The following is a 20,581-nucleotide window of genomic DNA, read 5'->3' on the forward strand; positions in this document are numbered from 1 at the left end:
AAAGAGGCTAAACTTGTAACTTTTTTCAAAGTCTCACGACTATGTAGATGTAAAAGTAATGGGAGGGGTTTATATGAAGAAAAAAACTTTATTAGGGATACTGATTTTTGCTATAGTGATCACTTTAACCATAATTGATCCTTTGATATATAGGGATATTATAAATGGTATTAGAATTGATAGAATGATTAAATCCCATAGCTTTCAAGAACTACACTTTTCTCTTTTTGAGGAGATGAGTCTTAAAAAGGCCAATGACCTTCTTCTAAAACATGGAGATGCATTACTAGAGCAGAATCATTATAAAAGTTTGGTATATATAGAGGATTATAACATTGACGGAAATTTAGACTTACTCCTTGCTGAGGCTAATTATCAGATTTGGGAAAGGAGTTCAATGATAAGTGGTCCCTTTGAAAAGCTAGCTAGTCTTAGATATGCAAATAAGCTGGCCCAAGGAACAGTTGATAGGTACTTTGTTCCTGACCTTATATTTCATCTTGGGCTAGGTGAAGAGATATTTAGTAGTCGCCATTACTTAAGTGAAGAGTATGAAACAGTATACAATGATTATATAGGCCATGAACTGGCACTGATGATTATTGAACTTATTGAGAGGGATGTCATATACACCTCTGATGCTAAATACTGGTGGGTACCCACAGATTTGAATATCCAGGAGAATAAACAAGAAGCTATAGAATACTTATTGGACTTCTTACATGAGGATTCACCAAAAATATATGATAGAACAATACATCACATTCTCAATAGTGAAAAAGAAAGCAGCCATGACTCAGTTCTACGCTCATACCTTAAAGAAAATAATATATATGAACAATATATTGGAAAATACATGCTACGGAAAAAAAATCCTAGAACAATAATGAACCTAAACCCAGAAATCTATGATAAATTAGCTCAAGTATATCCACAGCTAGATTCCATAAAAGATATGGATATTATAACAAATACCTATCAACATATAATTAAAGACGGAGGGCCTTATTTATATATTAAAGGAATTAAATCAACAGAGGAAGATTCAATTTCTGGGTATTATAAGATTAACTTAACAGACGGTAGTAGTGAATTTACCCCTTTTGGAGAAAAAAATATCATCTGGCGCCAAGACGGTAAATATGCTATAAATCAAGAACATAACCATGACTTTGATAGTGCTGATAGAATGACCGTAGAATCAATAATTGAGATTTATGATGAAAACCTTGAACTAATTGATAAACTAGTATTTGATGAACAGTTTTATATGTGGGCTAGATGGGTTGGTGCTGAACTGATATTAGAGGGAGGGGGAGTTAGAAGGGCTTATAAACCGGAAACTGGGGAGCTAAAGAAAGATAAATTAGAAATTGACCTTGAAAATATAACAGGCATTGCCGTATCATATTATACTCATGAGGGTGTAGCATCAGAACAAATCTTGCTACCCATAGACCTTGGCAGAGGTTCAATGGTGTATACCCCAAGCTTCAGATATTTTGGAGAAGATGGTGAACTCATTTATGAAACAGAACAAAATGTAAAAGTTGATTCTATTGCAGCCAATGAATACATGATTATATACAGGGTATACAAAGAAATCGGATTTTATGTCTATGATTTTAAAGAAGAGAAGCTAAACTTCATTGAAACCACAGCTGAACCATTGGCCATACATGAAGATGGGATTTATGTCTTGAATTTTTTAGACATAAACTTATCTGTTTTAAGTAAAATGAATATGAGTGGAGAAATAGAAAAAAAATACAACTATTATAACCCCTTTACTGAGATTAATACCATAGGTAAAGAAGTGGAAACAATGACGGGCAGAGGTAGTCAAAGAACATTGAGATAAAAAAATGTAGGAATGAAACTTTTTACCCCCTTTTTCGTCTATAATGTATGTTATACATAAGACTTTAAGGGGGATTTTTCTTGCAACTTTTATTAGAAAAACACAAAAAGAAAATAGGTGTATTACTTTGTATTATTGCTTTTACTTTGTTTTTAGGTTATCCCCACATACATTTTATTTATGGAAAAATCCTTTTCAATAACGGAAAATACCATAAAGCTATAGGAATTTTAAACAACTGCAACTTGCCTAATCAAGTGAATCCATACCTAGTTAAAGCCTATTTTCAGATAGGAGACTACGAAGGGGGGTTACATCAATTGACTGAGGTAAAGACAGAAAGGGATATAATTGATATATTAGAAAAATACGGTTCCTTTCTATTGGACAGGGGAAACTACGAAAGTATTATTAAATATATTAACTTAGCTGAAAATGTTTCAGAGGAGTTTAGGGAGATTTTGATTAGTGCTAGCTATAATCAATACCTTGCCAAAGGTAATGATAAAGATATTAAAAACGCCATGATTCTTAGAAATATGGACACACACATAGCCGATGAGATAACCATTGCCTATCTAACGGAATTTAAAGATTTTGATGGTCTAAAAAAACTCCAACCTTTGGTAAAGCATGAATTAAAGGATATCTACACCGAAGAATTCGCAAGGCTTGTATATACAGACTTTATCAATGTAGAGCATGACAATATAGAAGAATACATAGAAATAGCACAAGAAAATTATTCTGAAGAAATATACCAAAGGTTCTTAGAATTAGTTGGGGCATATTATTGGAAAAATTATGAGTATTTGTTTGACAATGAAGCTTATAAGTACTATGCAACCCTAGGCAGGCTATCCCAAAAATATAATTACACAATAGATAACATTGTTTCACACCTGAGAAATCTTGATCAGCAAATCAGTGAAAATTATAAGCAGGTATTAGAGTTAATTCAAGGTGGAAACATGCTCCAGCTCGCCACAACAGATAGTATGGGCCACAGTGATTTTATCTCATCTGGCAATGGAGAATTTACATACTCTAACTTTCGAAAATTTGACGTTACCTATGGCTATAATCATCAAAGTGGGCAAAATATTAAACTTATGGACGAAGTTTTTTTAGAGAAAGTATGGAGCCATGAGAGGGATTACTACTATCAAGTACACTATTTCGAAGGCAAGGATATACTGAAATTTTACGACCGCAACCGCAATCTAATCCATGAGTTAGAGCTAGAAATGAGTTATGACCACATGTGGGTGGCTGACAACAAATTATATTATAAATATAGTCAATACTCATCAGATAGGGGTATAGTTCTAGATGTGTCCACGGGATTAGAACATGAAGCCCCTCAGATATCCAGTTATTCTTTTTTAGATATTCCCAAGAAAATATCTTTTGTGAACAATGGGTTACAAGAATTTGAAATTGATAAATTAGGTAATGAGCTAATCTATCATCGCTTTAAGGGTGATGAAGTTACACTTGTGGAACGAAAAAATAGTAGATGGCTACCACAGGTAGGTTTCTACTTTAGTAACTACAACAAAACAACTGAAGTTCAAGACAGCACCTTTATAAATGGCATATTCCTTGACTATTGGGATGAGACTATATACGCCTTAATCCCCATAGAAGAAAATTTCCTGCAATTAGTCATGATGGATGATAAGGGAATTATTCAAGATACACTACCATTTTACACAACCAACGGCCACACTATGCCCAACATTAGCGCCCCTAGGGGGAAGTTGGGGAAATAAAATGAGGCATATCTGTTTTACAGATATGCCTCATTTTATTTATTTGTCCATTAGTTCAGCGGGCTCAAGCTTTAATACTTTGTACATAGGGTACGTAGTTACAATGGCCGTTAGTATCAATACAACAACAATAGTGCCAATTATTGTTACTAATCCAATGGTAAAGTCACCTGTTAGGGTTAAGAGAAATATTGGTATAAAAGCATAAACAGCAGCTTCTATAAATATGATTAAAATCTCCTGATAAAAACCTATTACAATATCTCTAGGTGAAGCCCCTAAAGCAATTTTGATACCAAATTCATTTTTTCTTTTTATAACCGATTGTGAGAAAGTTCCGATTAAGCCAATTAAAGTTATACCAACAACTAAGAGGATATAATCCCTAAGATAGTAATAGTCCTTTACAGTGATTCCAATTGTTTCAACCTTTAGCATACCCTCATACAAAGAAAAGACATACAAGAAAAGCAATAGGGAAAAGAAAATTTGGACAATCATTATCCTCTTAGTTGTTTTATCAACCTGATAAAAACTATTAGATGATGTGTTCCCTTTTATTATATCCGATGGTTCAAAGTTTAGTGCCACTTTAAGTGGAAGGCGAGTGTTAATAAAACCAAAGATAAAAGGCAAAGGTAAAAGAATCACAAGATGAAGTGGCGTAACCCCAATTGGTTGGCTGAAAGTGAACAAATTAGAAGCTATAAACTGAGTAAGCAAGGCTGTGCATGCTGAAAGTAAGCCCACAATATATAAGTCAGATGAAATAAGCTTTTTTAAATATGCATGGGTTGCTCCTAAAGATAAACGGATACCAAACTCTTTTTTTCTATTATATACCGATAAAATAGTTAAATTGATGATATTTACACATGAGACAATTATGAGTATTATTGAGCCCATTAGGTATAAACTGAAGTTATGAAAGTCCGTTTTTACTGGAGACTCATGAGAAACATCAATGATTCCCTCTGGAAGGAGATTTTGAAAATACTCACCCAAATCCCTTGAAGTATTAGAAATTATGCTAGAGCTACCCTGTAACCTTACTTTAACACCTTCATTATTACTGCTACTATCAATATTTCTCATAAAGTGAAGGGGAATAATTATTATATCATCCCAGATGCTATAGGAATATTCCAGACCAAGTACTCCTACTACTTCAAAGGTTGACCCATCATATAGACTGATTTTATCGCCGATTTCAGCTACGTTTTTACCCACAACTGCATATTTGCTATCGCTAAGGCTTTCTTCTGAAGTTAAATGCCTTCCTGCCTTTAGTGGTGGTAAAAACTCTGGTATAGCTCTGTAGCCTTGATATATAACATCATAATCGGATACAAATGGCCAAATGGAGAACTGAACTTCATTATTTTTCACATGCTCTAAAAGTTTTATGTATATTTCTGATTTTGAAGGAGGCTCACTACCATCTGTAAAATAAGTTACCTGTATATAATTATTTGTGTCACCAGAGTAATAGCCATCAAACCTGTACTTAGCAAATTGAAAATGATTGATGCTTAATGAAATGAACAAAAATCCAATTAGAAAGCATATAAACATAAAAATATAGAAGGGATTTTTTGTCTTATGGTGCTTGTTTAATGGTTTAATCATATAATCCCTCCACTTTATAGCTCTTTGTCTAATAACTTTACAACTTCAATTTTATAGATGCTAAATATAGGATATAAGCATATTAGAACAGATAATAACAGAACTAGAAGCAATATTGATAATATAGTAATGTACCCAATGCTTAGACTTGTTAGCATTGCTACTATAATATAAATGAAGCTGACCAATACAGTTGAAATTAGAAAGAGATTAAATACATCCTTATAAAAATCTAAGGAAATCTTTGTTAAGGTAGCACCCAATGCAATTCGCACTCCAAATTCATTTTTTCTTCTATCCACTGACTCAAGGAGTGTGCCTAATAATCCGATCATTGTAATAGTGAGCATGACACCTAGAAAAATAAAGTAATGCGTCATACTAGATAGATTATTTTTTATTCCAGTATAATAATAATTTTCTAAGGTTGTGAAACTAAAGTGATTATTAAAGGCAGCATTGATTTCATCGATGAACTTATCTATATTGACATTATCATGAATAGCAACAAAGAAATTTGAAAAACGTTGAACAAAATCATCTATGTTAGCCACACTTATGTTATTCATTGCACTTGGAGCAAGGGGGGCAAACATCATAACATCTAGTTTTTCAACTATTTCATATCCATCTGGTGAGCGTAAATCTTTAAGAAATTTCTGATTTGAATCCAGTATACCTACAACTTCAAAACTCAGATTAAAATGTTGTTCGTGAAAGATAGTTCCTATATCATAGTCCAAACCCAACCGGTGTGTAATTATTACAGGAATATGTTCCAAGTCATTGGAAAAATCATTGTCATTGAAGCTACGCCCCTTAGCTATATTCAATAAATCGGCTTCTAAATAAGGTTTATCAATATGCATCAATGTGACTACTCCGTAGTTTATTGAATTGGCATCTAAATGTCTATATCCCCTAAGCTCATTCATCCCTGCAAAGCCTTCTACAGATGTACCAAAGGCTTTTATAGAAGGATTATTTGATAACCATGTGTAAACTTCATTAAAATCAGGTTGTGGACCCGAGCTGAAAGAGTCATCTCTTATTATGGTGTTATTTCCCATGAAGGATTTTGCTTGGGAATAGTTGCTAAAAATATTTTCTATAAATCCACCAACAAAGAAAAATGCAATCAGGCTTATACAAATTTGAAGAATTATGGCCTTACTAACAACAGGATTTTTCTTAAATAATGATAGAGTGTTTTTTAACATTTACTTTACCTCCCTTTCATAGCATCTTTAGGCTCAAATTTTAGTGCTATTTTCATTGGGATGGTGGTTGTAGCAATTCCACATATTGAAGGAACTAAAATGGCCATTGTTAAGTGTGAAGGCGTAATATCTATAGGTAATGTGGTATCTATATAAAGAGATGCTATAAACTGAGTAGTGATGGCAAGACAAGCTCCAAAGAAACAAAGCAGTATCATGTCAAATAGTACCAACTTTTTAATAGAACCATCTGTAGCTCCTAGGGCTCTACGTATTCCTATTTCTTTCTTTCTTTTATGTATCCAAAAGGATGATAGGTTAACTACATTAACACATGTAATAATCAAAACTAAAATGGCGATGACTGTGTATACAATAAAATTAAAAAGGTCTAGCCCATGATCTTCGGGCTGATATATATATACATTTGAATAACTTGGAAATCCGTTAATTGTACTCTGTAATTCTAACGCAGCATTAAGGGCCCTTGTGGAACCATGTAGCCTGATGGTACCAAACTTATTTCCTTCACCTACTGGGAACAATGTTTCTGCAAATCCAAAAGGTAGATAAACAGTATCATCCCAAGTACTACCCCTATGCTCCATTCCTATAATACCTATTATTTCAAAAGTAACCCCATTAAAAACAAGGTTATCATACCTGTCCGCAATGATCTTACCAGCCAATGCTATAGGCTTAGAGCCTTGAGTTTCATCAGGAGTAAAATGCCTGCCTATAATCAATGGAGGCAAATAATCAGGACTCTCCTTATAAGCTTGAAATGCAATGGCAATATCTTGAGGAATCCCCGAGCCGCTCCTGTTTACCGGGGAGTACAAAATTTCATTCATGCCAATGATTTCAATCAATTTATTGATAATATCAGACTCTTTAGAAAAATCACTGGAATCGTACTCTATGTAGTAGATATCTTCTGGATTTCCTATATAATTTGCAGCGTATGCTTCTTTTGCCACATAATACTGGCTAATAGCTAAGGATATAGCCACAAAGCCAGCCACATAGCTTAAAAGCAAAAAAACAGATAGAATCTTTTTATACCTAAATGTTTTAAATATAGACTTAAACATTACCCCACCCCTTAAATTTAATTATAATAATTATATTATAAAAAAAATTAAATGAAAAGAAGGAAATGTAGAAAAGATATAGAATGTTTTAATAAAGGGTAAAATTATGAATAAAAATAATTGGGGGATATTTGAGATGAAAAAAGTATTTTTTAGTTTTTTGATTGTATTAATTCTAGTTTTTTCGATTCGCCAAATCTGGTTACATAGAAATAATGAGGAAACTAAACCTGTAATGTTCGGACAAGGAACAGTAATAACCAAGGGTGATGGGGAACCCCACGAGGGTGGATTTAATCTAGAACTAGATAATAATTTTTTTGATTATAACATTAAATTTATGAATTTTATACAATCAGATCAAGTGATGGAGTTTGGAGTTCTAATATTTATTGACTATGAACAGGTTGTCTATGAAGTTAATGGTGAAGAGTATGATATGTACGTATTTGAAGTAGGAGGAGATGAAGAAGTAAGTATTCCAGTTAGGTTTAGAGTAAAAGAGGAAAGTTCAAACTTTTTTTATCTGATTATCGATAATCCATATGAGTATAGTAATCGCAAATACGAAAGTCTATCGATGAGATATCAATTCAATGAGAGGAAAAAATTAGATGAAATAAACTATATGATTGGTGAAAAATTTAATGAAAATAATGGAATTGAAGTAAGTATGAACAAGGATTCATTTAGTGAAGTCGATAAAATAAATGCAAATCAGGGGGAAGATGTAGAGTTGTATCTAGCCTATGGTGGTGATTATGGGGGAGGAATTGCAGAAAATTATTTAATTTTTTTTATGCTAGATTGGTCTCAGAAATCACTTAATGAAGAGCATAAGTATCTAAATTTGAAACTAGATGAAGGTAGTGGTGGGATTATAAAAGTAACATTTCAAGCACCAAATGCACCAGGAGAATATGAAGCAGTCTTTTATCAGATTCCCAATCCTTGGGTGCATTTAGAGCGAGGACAGAATACACTTCTGTTTCCTAATGAAACTAGGAGATTAGTTTTGACAGTGAGGTAGCTTTAAGCTTTGACAATGGCTTCTAGAACTTGGGGGATAATAATGAAAAATAAATTAAGTATAAAAATCTTTGCATTTGTAGTGTTTTGTTTAATTTTAGGAACATCGACAGCTTCTTTAGCTAGTACGGCGAATTGCCCAATTCATGGGCTTCCCGCGAATTGCGGACAGATGCAATCGAGGTATGGTTATTTTGGTCCACAACAAGTTTTTGGGTTTATGTATCCGAGAGCCCCATTAGGTAGTGGTCAGAGGTATGCAGTTGTAGAAACTGCTGTTGAGAGGTACCCAGGTTATCATTTGCTAAGTAGAGTAACTATAGCAAATAGTGCACATAGGGTACAGGGTACCCCTGTTCAGTCTACAGGTTCAGTGTACGCAACTTCTGTAGTTGCCACAAGCCCACGAATTTCTACATCTAACAGTCGTTGGTACTTTTTAGGATTTCATAGTGTTATGGACGACTATATGGGAATGTGGAGATCGTGCACAAGAGTTGTTCAGTAATAGTTAAGAGTTAGGGTAAAATTATTTTAAGAAGCCATTGTCAAGTATTAATATAAATTGAATTATTATAGAATTTAAAGGTTTTAAGTTGGTTAATTTTTAAAATACAATATAAAATAGTTAAGGAGGATATCTGATATCTATGGCACTTATAAAGCTAAAGAATATAACGAAAGTTTATGGAGCAGAAAAGGATTTGCCCACCTATGCATTGGATAGTGTAGACTTAGAAATACAAGAGGGAGAAATGGTGGCAATAATGGGGCCATCGGGCTCAGGGAAGTCTACTTTGTTAAATATCATTGGTTGTTTAGATAAGCCCACAGAGGGTGAGTATTTTTTAAATGGAGATGAAGTCAGTCAACTCAACAGAAATCAATTGGCAAAGGTCAGGAATATGCAGATAGGGTTTGTTTTTCAACATTTTGCACTTCTGGCAGATCATACTGCCCAAGAGAATATAGAGCTGCCACTTATCTACCGAGGACAGTTTAGTACTAAGATTTCTAGGGATGACAGGGAAGTTATGGCAGTGGAGATGTTAAAGCAGGTAGGGCTTAAGGATCATAACTATAAGAGACCATCTGAACTGTCTGGTGGTGAACAACAAAGGGTAGCCATAGCCCGTGCCCTTGTGGGAGAGCCAAATATGCTATTAGCAGATGAACCTACTGGTGCATTGGATCAAAAAACTGGTGAAGGTATAATGGAGCTGCTGGTAAACATAAATAAACAGGGTAAAACAGTTATTATAGTAACCCATGACCCTAAGGTTGCAGCACATTGTAGTAGAACTATACGGATGGAAGATGGAAAAATAATAAGCTATGATGACAATGGTAAAATAGAGTAGTATGACAGGTGACGCTGCCATTATGCATAAGATTTCACCCCAAGGGTAATTCTTTTAATGAAAGAACTATACAAAATGGGGTGATTTTTTTATGAGATATTTTAAGTGTATTTTGATTCTTGTGTTAGTGGCATTTACAGGTTGCTCGGTCAACAATGCTTATGATAGCAATAATTTCCATGAAAATGATGAGGGTATAGAGGCTTATTCGAAAAAGGAAACAATAGAATATCAATCCCATGTACAACTTTTTTCTAGAAATGAGCTGGAAAAGTTGACCCATAAAGGTAAAACTATAACCTTGGATAAAATGTTGCTGGAAGGGAAATGGACCCATGGTACTTTGAATTATCCATTGATTATTTTATATGATGGAGAAACCAGTGTGGTTGACGTGGAAACAAAAACAGAGATTATTAGCAGCCTATCAATTAAAGAAGAACTCAATGGTAATTTTTCTAAGCTAGTAAACAATCAAGATCTACGTTTTGGAGATACACCAGTAAATCATAAGGATTTTGATAAAATAACAATTGCCCAATACTGTCCATATAAAAACAAAGTAGCTTTTATCATAGAAACAGATTATATTATGGGGACAACATACGCCGTAGTAGGATTCTATGATATCCAAAATGAAAAGATACACTTCACCAATATATCTAAGGGAGGATTCATTCCACAGGGAGATGGTGGCGATGTGGGGCCATTTTGGAGCCCTGATGGTTGTGAGTTTGCCTACACGCTAGGTGATTCTGGGGATTCTGCCAGATATATGTATGTGGATTGCCACGTTTCTGGTAACATAGTAAGGCTAGATGGAGAAGTTCTACAGAACTACTTAGATTTAGGAGATAACACTTTCAATTTTCCTAGTTTCAAAGACTTGAAATGGTTGATGGAGGGAAACAAGTTGATATTCTCCACTAGAGCCCACGACAATAGTGAGGATTTATTGCATTGGATTTTGGATATGTATGCTGGGGTTGTGGAGCTTCAGTAGTTAATGTTGATTTTATTTAAAAGTTCCTGTACTTTGCAGGAACTTTTATTTTGGGTTAGAATATAAAAGATGGATATTTTAATTAGGTGAGGAAATAAATACAGGTAAAGAAAAGTGGGCTATTGTTCGTATAATATATAGGACTATTTACATTTTTGAAAGGAGTACATATCAAAATGCCATATAAAAACATAGTAACAGGAGACGGGTATATATTTAAAACACTTCTACCAAGTATATTACTAAGGAAAAACTTAAAGGGTGTGTATTCACTGGCTACCCTAGCAAATACAAGTTGTCAAAAACATAACGATGTGGATGTTTATACAGACTTTACATTACTTCCCTTAGGACTACATCACAAGAATATTTGGCCACTATGTATAAGGATAAATGATTGCTTAATCTTCATAAATGGTGAGCTTGCTGAGCCAAAAGGATCTGACCACTGGAGGGACTTTGTCCAGCAAGGTGAAAAGTATATAAATGAGCTTAAGCAAAAGGATAGTAAAATATCGTCAGTTAGGCAGATAATTATAGCCAATGAAGACTTAGAGACAGAAACAATGTATACAAAAATAATACCTTGGAGTAAAATTCTTCAGGAGTTTTCCTTTGATCATAAGGACGATCACGCATATAAAGAAATTAAAGAAAAATACACTTTGGCTGTGGGGGATTATGAGGATGATCGTGAAGAAGAGGATTTGTCCTTTGATGTTATAAAAAGTATGTGTAGAATACACAAAGATAGAATTTGTGTATTGTTTAAAGGAGGTACACCGGCCCTTACAATGGCTGGACAAACAACACTTAGAACCAGACGGTATAAGTACATAATCAGTGATGATCCACTTCTAGCAAATAAGGAAAGGGAAAATCTAGTTCGGGGAGACGTTTTTTTAATGATTACCAGTAAGAAATTTTAGGGAATGAGGGGAGAGTATTGAGAGAGTTAGAAAAACTGCTTACCAATATTACTGAGAAAAACAAAGAGTATTGTAAAGAAGGAAAGGTGGCAAGTTACATCCCAGCATTGGCAAGGCAAAAGTTCGATATGCTAGGGGCAGTAATTGTAGACTTAGATAATAATATTTATTCAGCTGGAGATGTAAACGAGAAGTTTACCTTACAAAGTGTATCAAAGATTTTCACACTCATGATAGCCATCATGGATAATTCCGTGGAGGAAGTATTTTCTAAAGTTGGCATGGAACCAACTGGAGACCCATTTAACTCAATCGTTAAACTTGAGACCATGAATCCATCTAAACCATTAAATCCTATGATTAACGCTGGTGCCATTGCCATATCAAGCATGATTAAGGGCAAGGATAATGAAGAGAGGTACAACAGGGTTGTTGATTTTATTGAATCCGTTATAGGAGAGCCAGTAACTCTAAACGAAGCAGTTTATCTATCTGAAAAGGCAACAGGAGATAGAAATAGAGCCGCAGCTTACTTTATGAAGGATGTTGGAGTAATAGAAGAGGATGTGGAAGAAGTACTTGATTTGTATTTTAAACACTGCTCCATTGAGGTGGATTGTATAGGACTTGCCAAGTTAGGTGCTATTCTAGCAAATCAGGGGATTTGCCCAACCACTGGAGAAAGAGTTGTTCCTAAAGAAGTTACCCAGCTATGTAAGAGTTTTATGATTACATGTGGGATGTATAACTCATCAGGGGAATTTGCCATCAAAGTTGGCATACCTGCAAAAAGTGGTGTAGGTGGAGGGATAATGGCAGTTGTCCCAAATAAATATGGTATAGGTGTATGGGGGCCAGCCCTAGATGCCAAAGGAAATAGTATTGCAGGGATAAAAGTTTTAGAGGACTTGTCCAAAGAACTAGATTTGAGCATATTCTAAAGACCCCGTGGGGTCTTTTAAACTGGTGACAAAGTCATCTTTTTTGGAATGCCGCATATTAAACGCTACACAAAATTCTGCGTCGAGACTTTAGGCTTCTATCTAAACTCCAGAAGGGTACCGCTCCAATTCACCGTCCATGGTTGTAGGGGGTGGTCTTGTACCACCCTGACTTTCAAAAAGGTCTAGATGGTTTTGATTGTCAGGGCCCCACAAGGGGACCCCCTACCAGTCTCCTCGAATTGACTGTGCTGCTTTTAATATGCTATTCGGGTCAATGACTTTGTCTAAGGATTGTTTACTCTGAAGACCCCGTGGGGTCTTTATTAACTTTTGGTGAACTTTTAGATAATTAAAGGAATTTACATTTTATTGGTCGAATATTGTAATATAAACTAGTAAGGAAAACAGTAGTGGTGTCACCTTTTGATAAATATAATTGACTAAATGGGGGCTATACTAAAAGAGCCAGTGAACTTTCCATATAAAGTCCATGAACAATATAAAAATTGTGCCCAAAGGCTCTTTGGCATAAGGAGGATAAGTTAATGAAAAGTAAGCTCAAACCTTTTCATGGGAATGTTTTGTTGTTGATATGCGCTATCCTTTTCATACTTATCGGGTCTGAAGTACAGGCCATGGATATGATGAAGGGCTTGCTGATAACTGAGTTTATTTTGATTATGCTACCGGCTTTTATTTTCGCATTCTATCTCAAAGGAAATATAAAAGAGGAGTTTAGGTTCAATAAATTTACCTTGAAGGAGTTTTTCTTAGTTACTGTTATAATGATTACCCTGTATCCAGTGGCGGTTTTTCTAAATTACATTATGAATGCTTTATTGAGCACAATTGGTGAGTTACACGTAAACCCCATAGATGAAATAATTGATACAAAGGATTTTATAGTAACCTTGTTAGTAATTGCAGGTTCAGCAGGACTCTGTGAAGAGATCTTATTTAGAGGATTTATAATGCGCAGTTACGAAGGACTAGGACAGTGGAAGGCTATTTTGCTTTCAGGATTATTTTTTGGAATGTTTCATTTTAACTTACAAAATCTTCTGGGTCCTATCCTATTAGGAATAGTTATAGGTTACATTGTAATAAGAACAAACTCACTGTGGATGGGGATTTATGCACATATGCTCAACAACGCCGTGGCAATAGTCCTTGCACGTCTAATTATGCTTATACCTGACACCGGAGAAGTGGCTGAGCCTATTACCTTAGAAATATTGCTAATGACAGGTGTTATCTTGATCATTATAGCTGGTTTTTTTGGCACTCTCAGTTTCTTAGCATTAAAGGGACTTAAGAGAACTACGGAAAATAAACATGGTGTTGGTAAAAATAATACCTTAGTAATTGAAAAGAATATAGCTGAAGAGCTTATACACACAAAACCCGAGGACACTGAAGGTATTGCAAATGATGAAAACTATGACTTGCCTACACAACATGAAACTAAAAAAGTTTCGTTCTGGTCATGGATACCTATTATATTTTTTGTATTGATCTTCATAGGAATGAGTGCTTTACAAATATTTATTATGCGAAACCCGGAGCTGTTTTTCTTAGTTATTAGATCTTTTAGATAAACTATTACCTTGAAGTTATTACTTAAAGTGGGTAGAGGAGGAGCATTGTGAAAAGGTTGTTACTAATTTACAACCCCGTTTCAGGAAAAGGTTCTTTTAAAAACAGAATAGATTATACCATTGATGCTTTACAAAAAAATGATTTCCTTGTTACACCCTATCGTCTATCAGCAAATGAAAACGTAGGGGAATTACTAGAAAAGCTAGACATAAGTAATTTTCAGGGGATTATTGCCGCAGGGGGAGACGGCACCCTAAACGCTGTGGTAAGTGGAATAATTCAAAAAAAAATAAAGATTCCCCTTGGGATAATACCTGTAGGGACTTCCAATGATTTTGCCAATCACCTAGGGATAAAGAGAGGGCTTGATAAAGCACTAGATAAAATCATTGCAGGAGAAACCAAGTATATTGATGTTGGCACCATCAATAACAAGACTTTCATAAACGTAGTTAGCGTTGGAAACTTAACTAGTATTGCCCATAAGACAAATGTGGTTGTGAAGAACAACTTAGGTAAGTTAGCATACTATATCAATGTCTTGGGTCAATACCCTATATTTAAGCCCTTTAAACTAACAATTGAGGTAGATGGTACCCAACACCATGAAGACGCTTTATTGTTTTTTGTACTAAATTCACCATGTGCAGGGGGATTTAAGAACCTAGCACCCCATGCGAAGGTTGATGATGGCAAGTTGGATGTTTTAGTAATAAAGAATTGTAATGCCTTTGAAAAACTATCACTATTTCTAAAGGTTATAAAGGGAGAACACCATAGTGATGATTGTGCCCTTTATTTTCAAGCAGATAAGCTACTTGTGGAATGTGAAGATGTAGTTGAAACTGATATGGATGGTGAAAAGGGACCTGATTTCCCCTTGGAGATCAGCTGTGAAACACAACTTAAAATTTATTGTTAACATAAAAAAAGGACGGTAAACCCGTCCTTTTTGCTTTAGTATGCGCTTGGCTTGTATGGATCTTTTTTCCAGAACAGAGTATAGCCAAGTACCATAATACCTAAGCCGATGACAGTTACTGGTACTATGGATGTTTGATGATCAAATTCAAAATCATAATGCTTAGTAAAAATAGCTATCTTGATTTCTTTCTCATTTTTTGAATGAGAGTTTTCGACATAAATATCTACATACTCATGACCAGCATATCTAGGTGTTGATTGTGGAACTTCTCTATTTTCCATAATATAATTTACAACGGTACCATTTTTTAGTTCCACTGAAGTCAAATTACTTTGATCAAAGCTTGAAAGACTATGGGTAAAATTAAAACCGATGAAACGTTCATTCATAAAACTTGTAAGCTGGTTATTTTCTGTTATCCTTTTGTCAACAAAGCTCCAAATGTTAGCTACAATAAATATCATTACAACAATAGCGGTAAACTTTGGATTATCCTTCATGAAATCTAGCACTCTTTTAATATACTTCCCCATACCAACTAACCCCCTTTACTATTTAAATCTATTATATCACTTTTAATAAGTATAGGGTAGATAATTGTTCAAAAATTATGAATCAATCACACCCACAAAATTCCTTAATACTCTGGCGGTGAATCCCCAGATAATGTTTTCATTGTATTTATAAAAAGGAACAGGGTATTTGCCAACTCTCCATTTATATTTTTTCCCTTGTAGAACCATGTGGTAAGGGAATTCACCCGGTGGGTTTGCATTTAAATCTACTATGTGTAGTTGTTCTGGGGTATTAAGGGCAAAGTCTAGATCCATGAGAAATAAGTGGTCTACTTCATCTGGATTAGGGTCAATTTTATGGAAATCGACACCACTAATTACTCCTATATATGGGTAAATTATCAAGTTATATGGAGTAACTAAGTAATCCAGTTGACCAATAATCTCTATATTCCCTTCAGAAATATTAAGCTCTTCACAGGTCTCGCGTATTGCAGCATCTAAAAAAGATTCCCCCTTATCAACCTTCCCACCAGGGAAGCAAACCTCTCCAGGCTGCTTATTTAGGTTCATAGATCGAACTTCAAAAAGTATTTCAAGACCTCTAGGTGTTTCTATTAAGGGTAATAGCACAGCAAAGTTGACATAATCACCTTCTGGCTTTGGTTTATATTTTGTAGTTTTTGATATGATATCAGTTAGTTTCATATTAGCAAAACTCCTCAAATGTTGGATAAAGACATTTTATCCAAAAACCACTAATACTTCAACAATTAAATGATAAAACCTATAACATTTATAAACCCCTACTTTAAAAAATATAAAGTAAGGGCTTGGCATGATTGTTAATTACTGCAATTTTTGTACTCCATCCCTTGTGGGGTCTTCTTTGGCCACGAATGTTTTACAGCAGCTCTCCATACAGCTTTGTACTGGACTATCGGGAAATTCTTGAGATGTAAGAGCATCCATTGTGTCTGGTAGTTTGTGGGCAACTGGGTCAGATGTCACCATGATTTTTTCTGCGGTACACTTATGACCTTGACCATAATAATGACAGTTTGTCACTGAACAATAAATTTCTTGGTTCATTTTATTGCCTCCTTTTTTATATATCCTTATTATTTTCCACATATCTAAGAAAAATAAACATAAAAATTTAGTTCATTTACCCCTTTAGTTAATTTAAAAAACTAAAATATTCTTATTTACAAGTAAGAAAAAAATATTAAATAATTTGTAATTTCCCCAGGATTTACTCATAATTATGTAGAAGTAAGGTGTAGCCATAAACAAATTTTTAAGGAGATGATTTTTGAATGGATTCTCGTAGTATTTTAGAAATGAGTGATAAGTACAGCGCACCCAACTATTTACCGCTATCAATAGTTATATCAAAAGCGGAGGGGGTATGGGTAGAAGATCCAGAAGGTAATAAATATATGGATATGCTTAGCTCATATTCAGCACTGAACCAAGGGCACCGTCATCCTAAGATTATAAGTAGGGTTAAAGAACAGTTGGATAAAGTAACTCTAACTTCTAGAGCTTTCCATAATGATCAGTTAGGGCCACTTAGTAAAAAATTAGCTGAATTAACGGGAAAAGAAAAAGTACTTTTGATGAACACTGGTGCTGAAGCTGTGGAAACATCCATAAAAGCAGCTAGAAGATGGGCCTATGAAATTAAAGGTGTTCCTGATAATCAAGCTGAAATTATAGTTTGTAGCGGAAACTTCCATGGAAGAACTGTTACAGTAGTTTCCTTTTCCTCCACAGATAGCTATAAAAAGGGGTTTGGTCCATTGACTCCTGGTTTTAAAATCGTACCATATGGTGATATTGAGGCACTTAAATCTACTATTACACCTAACACTGCTGCATTTTTGGTAGAACCTATCCAAGGAGAAGCTGGTGTTGTGGTTCCACCTGAAGGTTATTTAAAAGAAGCATTTGAAGTATGTAAAGCTAACAATGTATTGTTTATGGCTGATGAGATTCAAACTGGGTTTGGTAGGACTGGAAAGCTTTTTGCCTGTGAATGGGAGGGAGTTGAGCCAGATATTTATATAATGGGTAAAGCATTGGGCGCTGGGGTAATTCCTGTCTCTGCCATCTCGGGGAGCAATGAAGTACTTAACTTATTTAACCCAGGTTCCCATGGATCCACATTTGGAGGAAATCCATTGGGGTGTGCTTGTGCCTCTGCAGCAATAGACGTATTGATTGAAGAAAGTTTGGTGGAATGTTCTTTGGAAATGGGTGAATACTTAATTGAAAAATTCCGTCAGATAAACAACCCTAATATAATGGATATAAGGGGAAAAGGCCTATTCATAGGGATAGAGTTGAATGAGCCTGCAAGGCCTTATTGTGAGCAGCTAAAAGAAGAAGGGATCCTCTGTAAAGAGACCCATGAAAACGTAATAAGATTTGCTCCACCCCTTGTAATAACAAAAGAAGAGCTAGACTGGGCTTTTGAGAGAGTATACAAGATCCTTCATAGATAATAAAAAACGCAACCATATGGGTTGCGTTTTATTATAAAATTACTAGAAAAGTTTATCTTCCAAGTTTTTTAAAACTGGCTTAGGGTTATTTTCTACATGGATATCTGATTTTTTCCTGCACTTTTACCGCGATATAGTGCTTGATCCGCTTGTTCTAGCAAAAAAATCTTAGGCTCTTCAATTGTCTCAAGTTCTCTGGCCATTAGCTCATCAAACTGCTCTGTTGAACTAATGCCAATTGTAATAGTTATATCCAAAAGCCCATCCTTTGTTGCAAATCTTAAATTATTTACTTCTTTTCTCAATTTATCTGCAACAACCTTTGCTTTAGGAAGGGGTGTGTCTGGAAGTAGAATTACAAATTCTTCTCCACCAAAACGGGCAGCCATATCAGTTTTACGCAGATTTGTGATAAATAGGCTTGCCATCTCTGCTAAAACAGTATCACCAAGTAAGTGGCCGTATGTGTCATTAACGTTTTTGAAATCATCAATATCGCAGACCATGACAGAAAGTGGGGTGCCTTTTCTCTTATAACGCTCAATCTCGTAAACCATCTGCTCATCTAACCTTCTTCTGTTTGCAAGACCAGTAAGATGATCAGTAAATGATAGCTCCTCTAGGGTGAGCTGCTGTTCTTTAATGGTTTTTAGCATAAGATTAAGGTTATTCCCCAGAGCGTTAAAATAACTACTACCCCCTGAACTAAAACTATAATCTAAATTGCCATCAATTATTTCAGAAGTACCTTTACAAAAATCCTCAACGGGCTTGATAATTTTTATATACATCCATACCATTACTGGAGTCATGACAAATAAAAGGGTTAGGAAAAAGTACACTATAGTAAATGGAAGAGAAACTTTAGTGAAAGTTGTTAATATTGCAATAGACAGAGGAATAGCGGTTATAAATAAGATGAAAAGTAAAAGCTCCTTGAGCACTTTGGAATTTTTAATAACCTGCATAATTAAAACCCTCCTCTAGGACTATAGTCACAGTCACATACAATTTTATCACTTTAGCTTAATTATAAGAAGAGAAATTTTATATTATGCTATAAGATTTATTTATAGTTGTTATTAAAAAAAGTAACCCTTTACAGGTTACTTTTTACATGCCATTAGAAAAATGCTCTACAATCATATTTTTAAGGGAATCCACATTTATATTATCTTTAACTGAGATGTTGATATGCCTATGATCATTTGCCATAGATGGCAAAACAAACTCATCATGGGGCAGGTCTATTTTATTAAACACCATAATAGTGGGTTTATCATGGGCCTTTAGCTCCTCTAAAACTTTATTAACTGTATTAATCTGTACAATAGGGTCCGCTGAACTAATATCTACAACATGTAAAACAAGATCGCAATATACCACTTCTTCCAATGTGCTTTTAAATGCTGCCACTAGCTTGTGAGGGAGATTTTGCACAAAGCCAACTGTATCAGTTACAGTATATGCTAGCCCTTCATGATATCCCTTTTTAGTAACGGGATCTAGTGTGGCAAAGAGTTTGTTCTCGCCTTCCAATTCACTTTTAGATAATCTTTTTAATAAAGATGTTTTGCCGGAATTGGTGTAGCCTACTAAAGCAACTTTTGGAACGCTACTACCTTGTCTTGATTTCCGTTGAGTTTGACGAATTTTTTCAATTTTATCTAATTCTTTTTTTAGTTTATTAATTTTATCCCTTAAATGTCTTCGGTCCATCTCTAGTTTAGTCTCACCAGGTCCCCTTGTTCCGATACCGCCACCTAAACGGGAGAGGGTTGTACCAAGACCCATAAGCCTAGGTAAGGTATACTCCATCTGTGCTAACTCTACTTGTATCTTGCCTTCATTGGAAGAAGCCCTTTGTGCAAAAATATCTAGGATTAGCTGTGTTCTATCAATGATTTTGAGATCACTGACTTGATTCCAATTTTTAACCTGAGTGGAAGTAAGGTCGAAACCAAAAATGATACCATCAACTGGCTGATCCTGTATAAAACTTAAAACTTCATCAACCTTACCCTTTCCGATGGCAAACTTGTTATCTGGAGTGTCTCTTTTTTGAGTAAATGTTTGAAGAACTTCTCCACCTGCAGTCTCAATTAGTGAAAAGGTTTCATCAATGTAATAATCGTTTAATTCTACATTTGGTGTATCTAAGAAAACCGTAACGAACTTTTCTGCCAT

General features: G+C 34.9%; 19 protein-coding genes. 11 read left to right on the plus strand and 8 right to left on the minus strand.

Features of this window, described 5'->3' with window-relative positions; all coding sequences use genetic code 11:
- Positions 1-73: 73 nt before the first annotated feature.
- Positions 74-1,861 (plus strand): hypothetical protein, encoded by a 1,788-nt coding sequence (locus tag HYG86_RS12890; RefSeq protein WP_213166004.1) that lies wholly within the window; start codon positions 74-76, stop codon positions 1,859-1,861.
- Between the two features lie 80 nt (positions 1,862-1,941).
- A complete protein-coding gene (locus HYG86_RS12895; RefSeq protein WP_213166005.1) occupies positions 1,942-3,636 on the plus strand; it encodes a hypothetical protein in 1,695 nt (564 codons plus the stop codon).
- A gap of 39 nt (positions 3,637-3,675) precedes the next feature.
- Here the strand turns inward: HYG86_RS12895 and HYG86_RS12900 are convergent, their stop codons facing one another.
- Genes HYG86_RS12900 through HYG86_RS12910 form a run of 3 tightly spaced genes read right to left on the minus strand, consistent with a single transcriptional unit; the run spans position 3,676 to position 7,579 of the window.
- Positions 3,676-5,265, minus strand: a complete 1,590-nt coding sequence (locus tag HYG86_RS12900; protein ID WP_213166006.1) for an ABC transporter permease — start codon at positions 5,263-5,265, stop codon at positions 3,676-3,678.
- 14 nt (positions 5,266-5,279) lie between these two features.
- Positions 5,280-6,485 (minus strand): ABC transporter permease, encoded by a 1,206-nt coding sequence (locus HYG86_RS12905; RefSeq protein WP_213166008.1) that lies wholly within the window; start codon positions 6,483-6,485, stop codon positions 5,280-5,282.
- Between the two features lie 5 nt (positions 6,486-6,490).
- The gene (locus tag HYG86_RS12910; protein WP_213166010.1) at positions 6,491-7,579 is read right to left on the minus strand and encodes an ABC transporter permease; all 1,089 of its coding nucleotides are present in this window, start codon (positions 7,577-7,579) and stop codon (positions 6,491-6,493) included.
- Between the two features lie 136 nt (positions 7,580-7,715).
- On the opposite strand from HYG86_RS12910, the gene HYG86_RS12915 reads away from it, so the two are divergent.
- The 8 genes from HYG86_RS12915 to HYG86_RS12950 all read left to right on the plus strand — a co-directional run bounded on the left by HYG86_RS12915 (position 7,716) and on the right by HYG86_RS12950 (position 15,366).
- Positions 7,716-8,609, plus strand: coding sequence for a hypothetical protein (locus tag HYG86_RS12915; protein ID WP_213166011.1), 894 nt, complete (start codon positions 7,716-7,718; stop codon positions 8,607-8,609).
- A gap of 42 nt (positions 8,610-8,651) precedes the next feature.
- Positions 8,652-9,116, plus strand: coding sequence for a hypothetical protein (locus tag HYG86_RS12920; RefSeq protein ID WP_213166013.1), 465 nt, complete (start codon positions 8,652-8,654; stop codon positions 9,114-9,116).
- 142 nt (positions 9,117-9,258) lie between these two features.
- Positions 9,259-9,969, plus strand: coding sequence for an ABC transporter ATP-binding protein (locus HYG86_RS12925; RefSeq protein WP_213166014.1), 711 nt, complete (start codon positions 9,259-9,261; stop codon positions 9,967-9,969).
- A gap of 91 nt (positions 9,970-10,060) precedes the next feature.
- Positions 10,061-10,972 (plus strand): hypothetical protein, encoded by a 912-nt coding sequence (locus HYG86_RS12930; protein WP_213166016.1) that lies wholly within the window; start codon positions 10,061-10,063, stop codon positions 10,970-10,972.
- Positions 10,973-11,148: 176 nt separating this feature from the next.
- The gene (locus HYG86_RS12935) at positions 11,149-11,901 is read left to right on the plus strand and encodes a hypothetical protein (RefSeq protein ID WP_213166018.1); all 753 of its coding nucleotides are present in this window, start codon (positions 11,149-11,151) and stop codon (positions 11,899-11,901) included.
- Positions 11,902-11,918: 17 nt separating this feature from the next.
- Positions 11,919-12,842, plus strand: coding sequence for a glutaminase A (gene glsA, locus HYG86_RS12940; protein WP_213166020.1), 924 nt, complete (start codon positions 11,919-11,921; stop codon positions 12,840-12,842).
- Positions 12,843-13,390: 548 nt separating this feature from the next.
- A complete protein-coding gene (locus HYG86_RS12945; RefSeq protein ID WP_213166022.1) occupies positions 13,391-14,443 on the plus strand; it encodes a type II CAAX endopeptidase family protein in 1,053 nt (350 codons plus the stop codon).
- 47 nt (positions 14,444-14,490) lie between these two features.
- The gene (locus HYG86_RS12950) at positions 14,491-15,366 is read left to right on the plus strand and encodes a diacylglycerol/lipid kinase family protein (protein WP_213166024.1); all 876 of its coding nucleotides are present in this window, start codon (positions 14,491-14,493) and stop codon (positions 15,364-15,366) included.
- A gap of 35 nt (positions 15,367-15,401) precedes the next feature.
- On the opposite strand, the gene HYG86_RS12955 is transcribed toward HYG86_RS12950, so the two are convergent.
- The 3 genes from HYG86_RS12955 to HYG86_RS12965 all read right to left on the minus strand — a co-directional run bounded on the left by HYG86_RS12955 (position 15,402) and on the right by HYG86_RS12965 (position 16,976).
- A complete protein-coding gene (locus HYG86_RS12955; RefSeq protein WP_213166026.1) occupies positions 15,402-15,902 on the minus strand; it encodes a hypothetical protein in 501 nt (166 codons plus the stop codon).
- 75 nt (positions 15,903-15,977) lie between these two features.
- The gene (locus HYG86_RS12960; RefSeq protein WP_213166027.1) at positions 15,978-16,592 is read right to left on the minus strand and encodes an NUDIX hydrolase; all 615 of its coding nucleotides are present in this window, start codon (positions 16,590-16,592) and stop codon (positions 15,978-15,980) included.
- A gap of 141 nt (positions 16,593-16,733) precedes the next feature.
- Positions 16,734-16,976: a DUF1540 domain-containing protein gene (locus HYG86_RS12965; RefSeq protein WP_213166028.1), complete on the minus strand. Its 243-nt coding sequence runs from the start codon at positions 16,974-16,976 to the stop codon at positions 16,734-16,736.
- A 227-nt stretch (positions 16,977-17,203) separates the two neighbouring features.
- Between HYG86_RS12965 and HYG86_RS12970 the strand changes: the two genes are divergently transcribed.
- Positions 17,204-18,394, plus strand: coding sequence for an ornithine--oxo-acid transaminase (locus HYG86_RS12970; protein ID WP_213166029.1), 1,191 nt, complete (start codon positions 17,204-17,206; stop codon positions 18,392-18,394).
- 92 nt (positions 18,395-18,486) lie between these two features.
- Here HYG86_RS12970 and HYG86_RS12975 read toward each other — a convergent pair whose 3' ends face one another.
- Positions 18,487-19,362: a GGDEF domain-containing protein gene (locus HYG86_RS12975; RefSeq protein ID WP_213166030.1), complete on the minus strand. Its 876-nt coding sequence runs from the start codon at positions 19,360-19,362 to the stop codon at positions 18,487-18,489.
- A gap of 145 nt (positions 19,363-19,507) precedes the next feature.
- The gene (hflX, locus tag HYG86_RS12980) at positions 19,508-20,581 is read right to left on the minus strand and encodes a GTPase HflX (RefSeq protein WP_213166031.1); all 1,074 of its coding nucleotides are present in this window, start codon (positions 20,579-20,581) and stop codon (positions 19,508-19,510) included.

It is taken from the genome of Alkalicella caledoniensis (assembly GCF_014467015.1).
In the GTDB taxonomy this organism is placed as follows: Bacteria; Bacillota; Proteinivoracia; order Proteinivoracales; family Proteinivoracaceae; genus Alkalicella; species Alkalicella caledoniensis.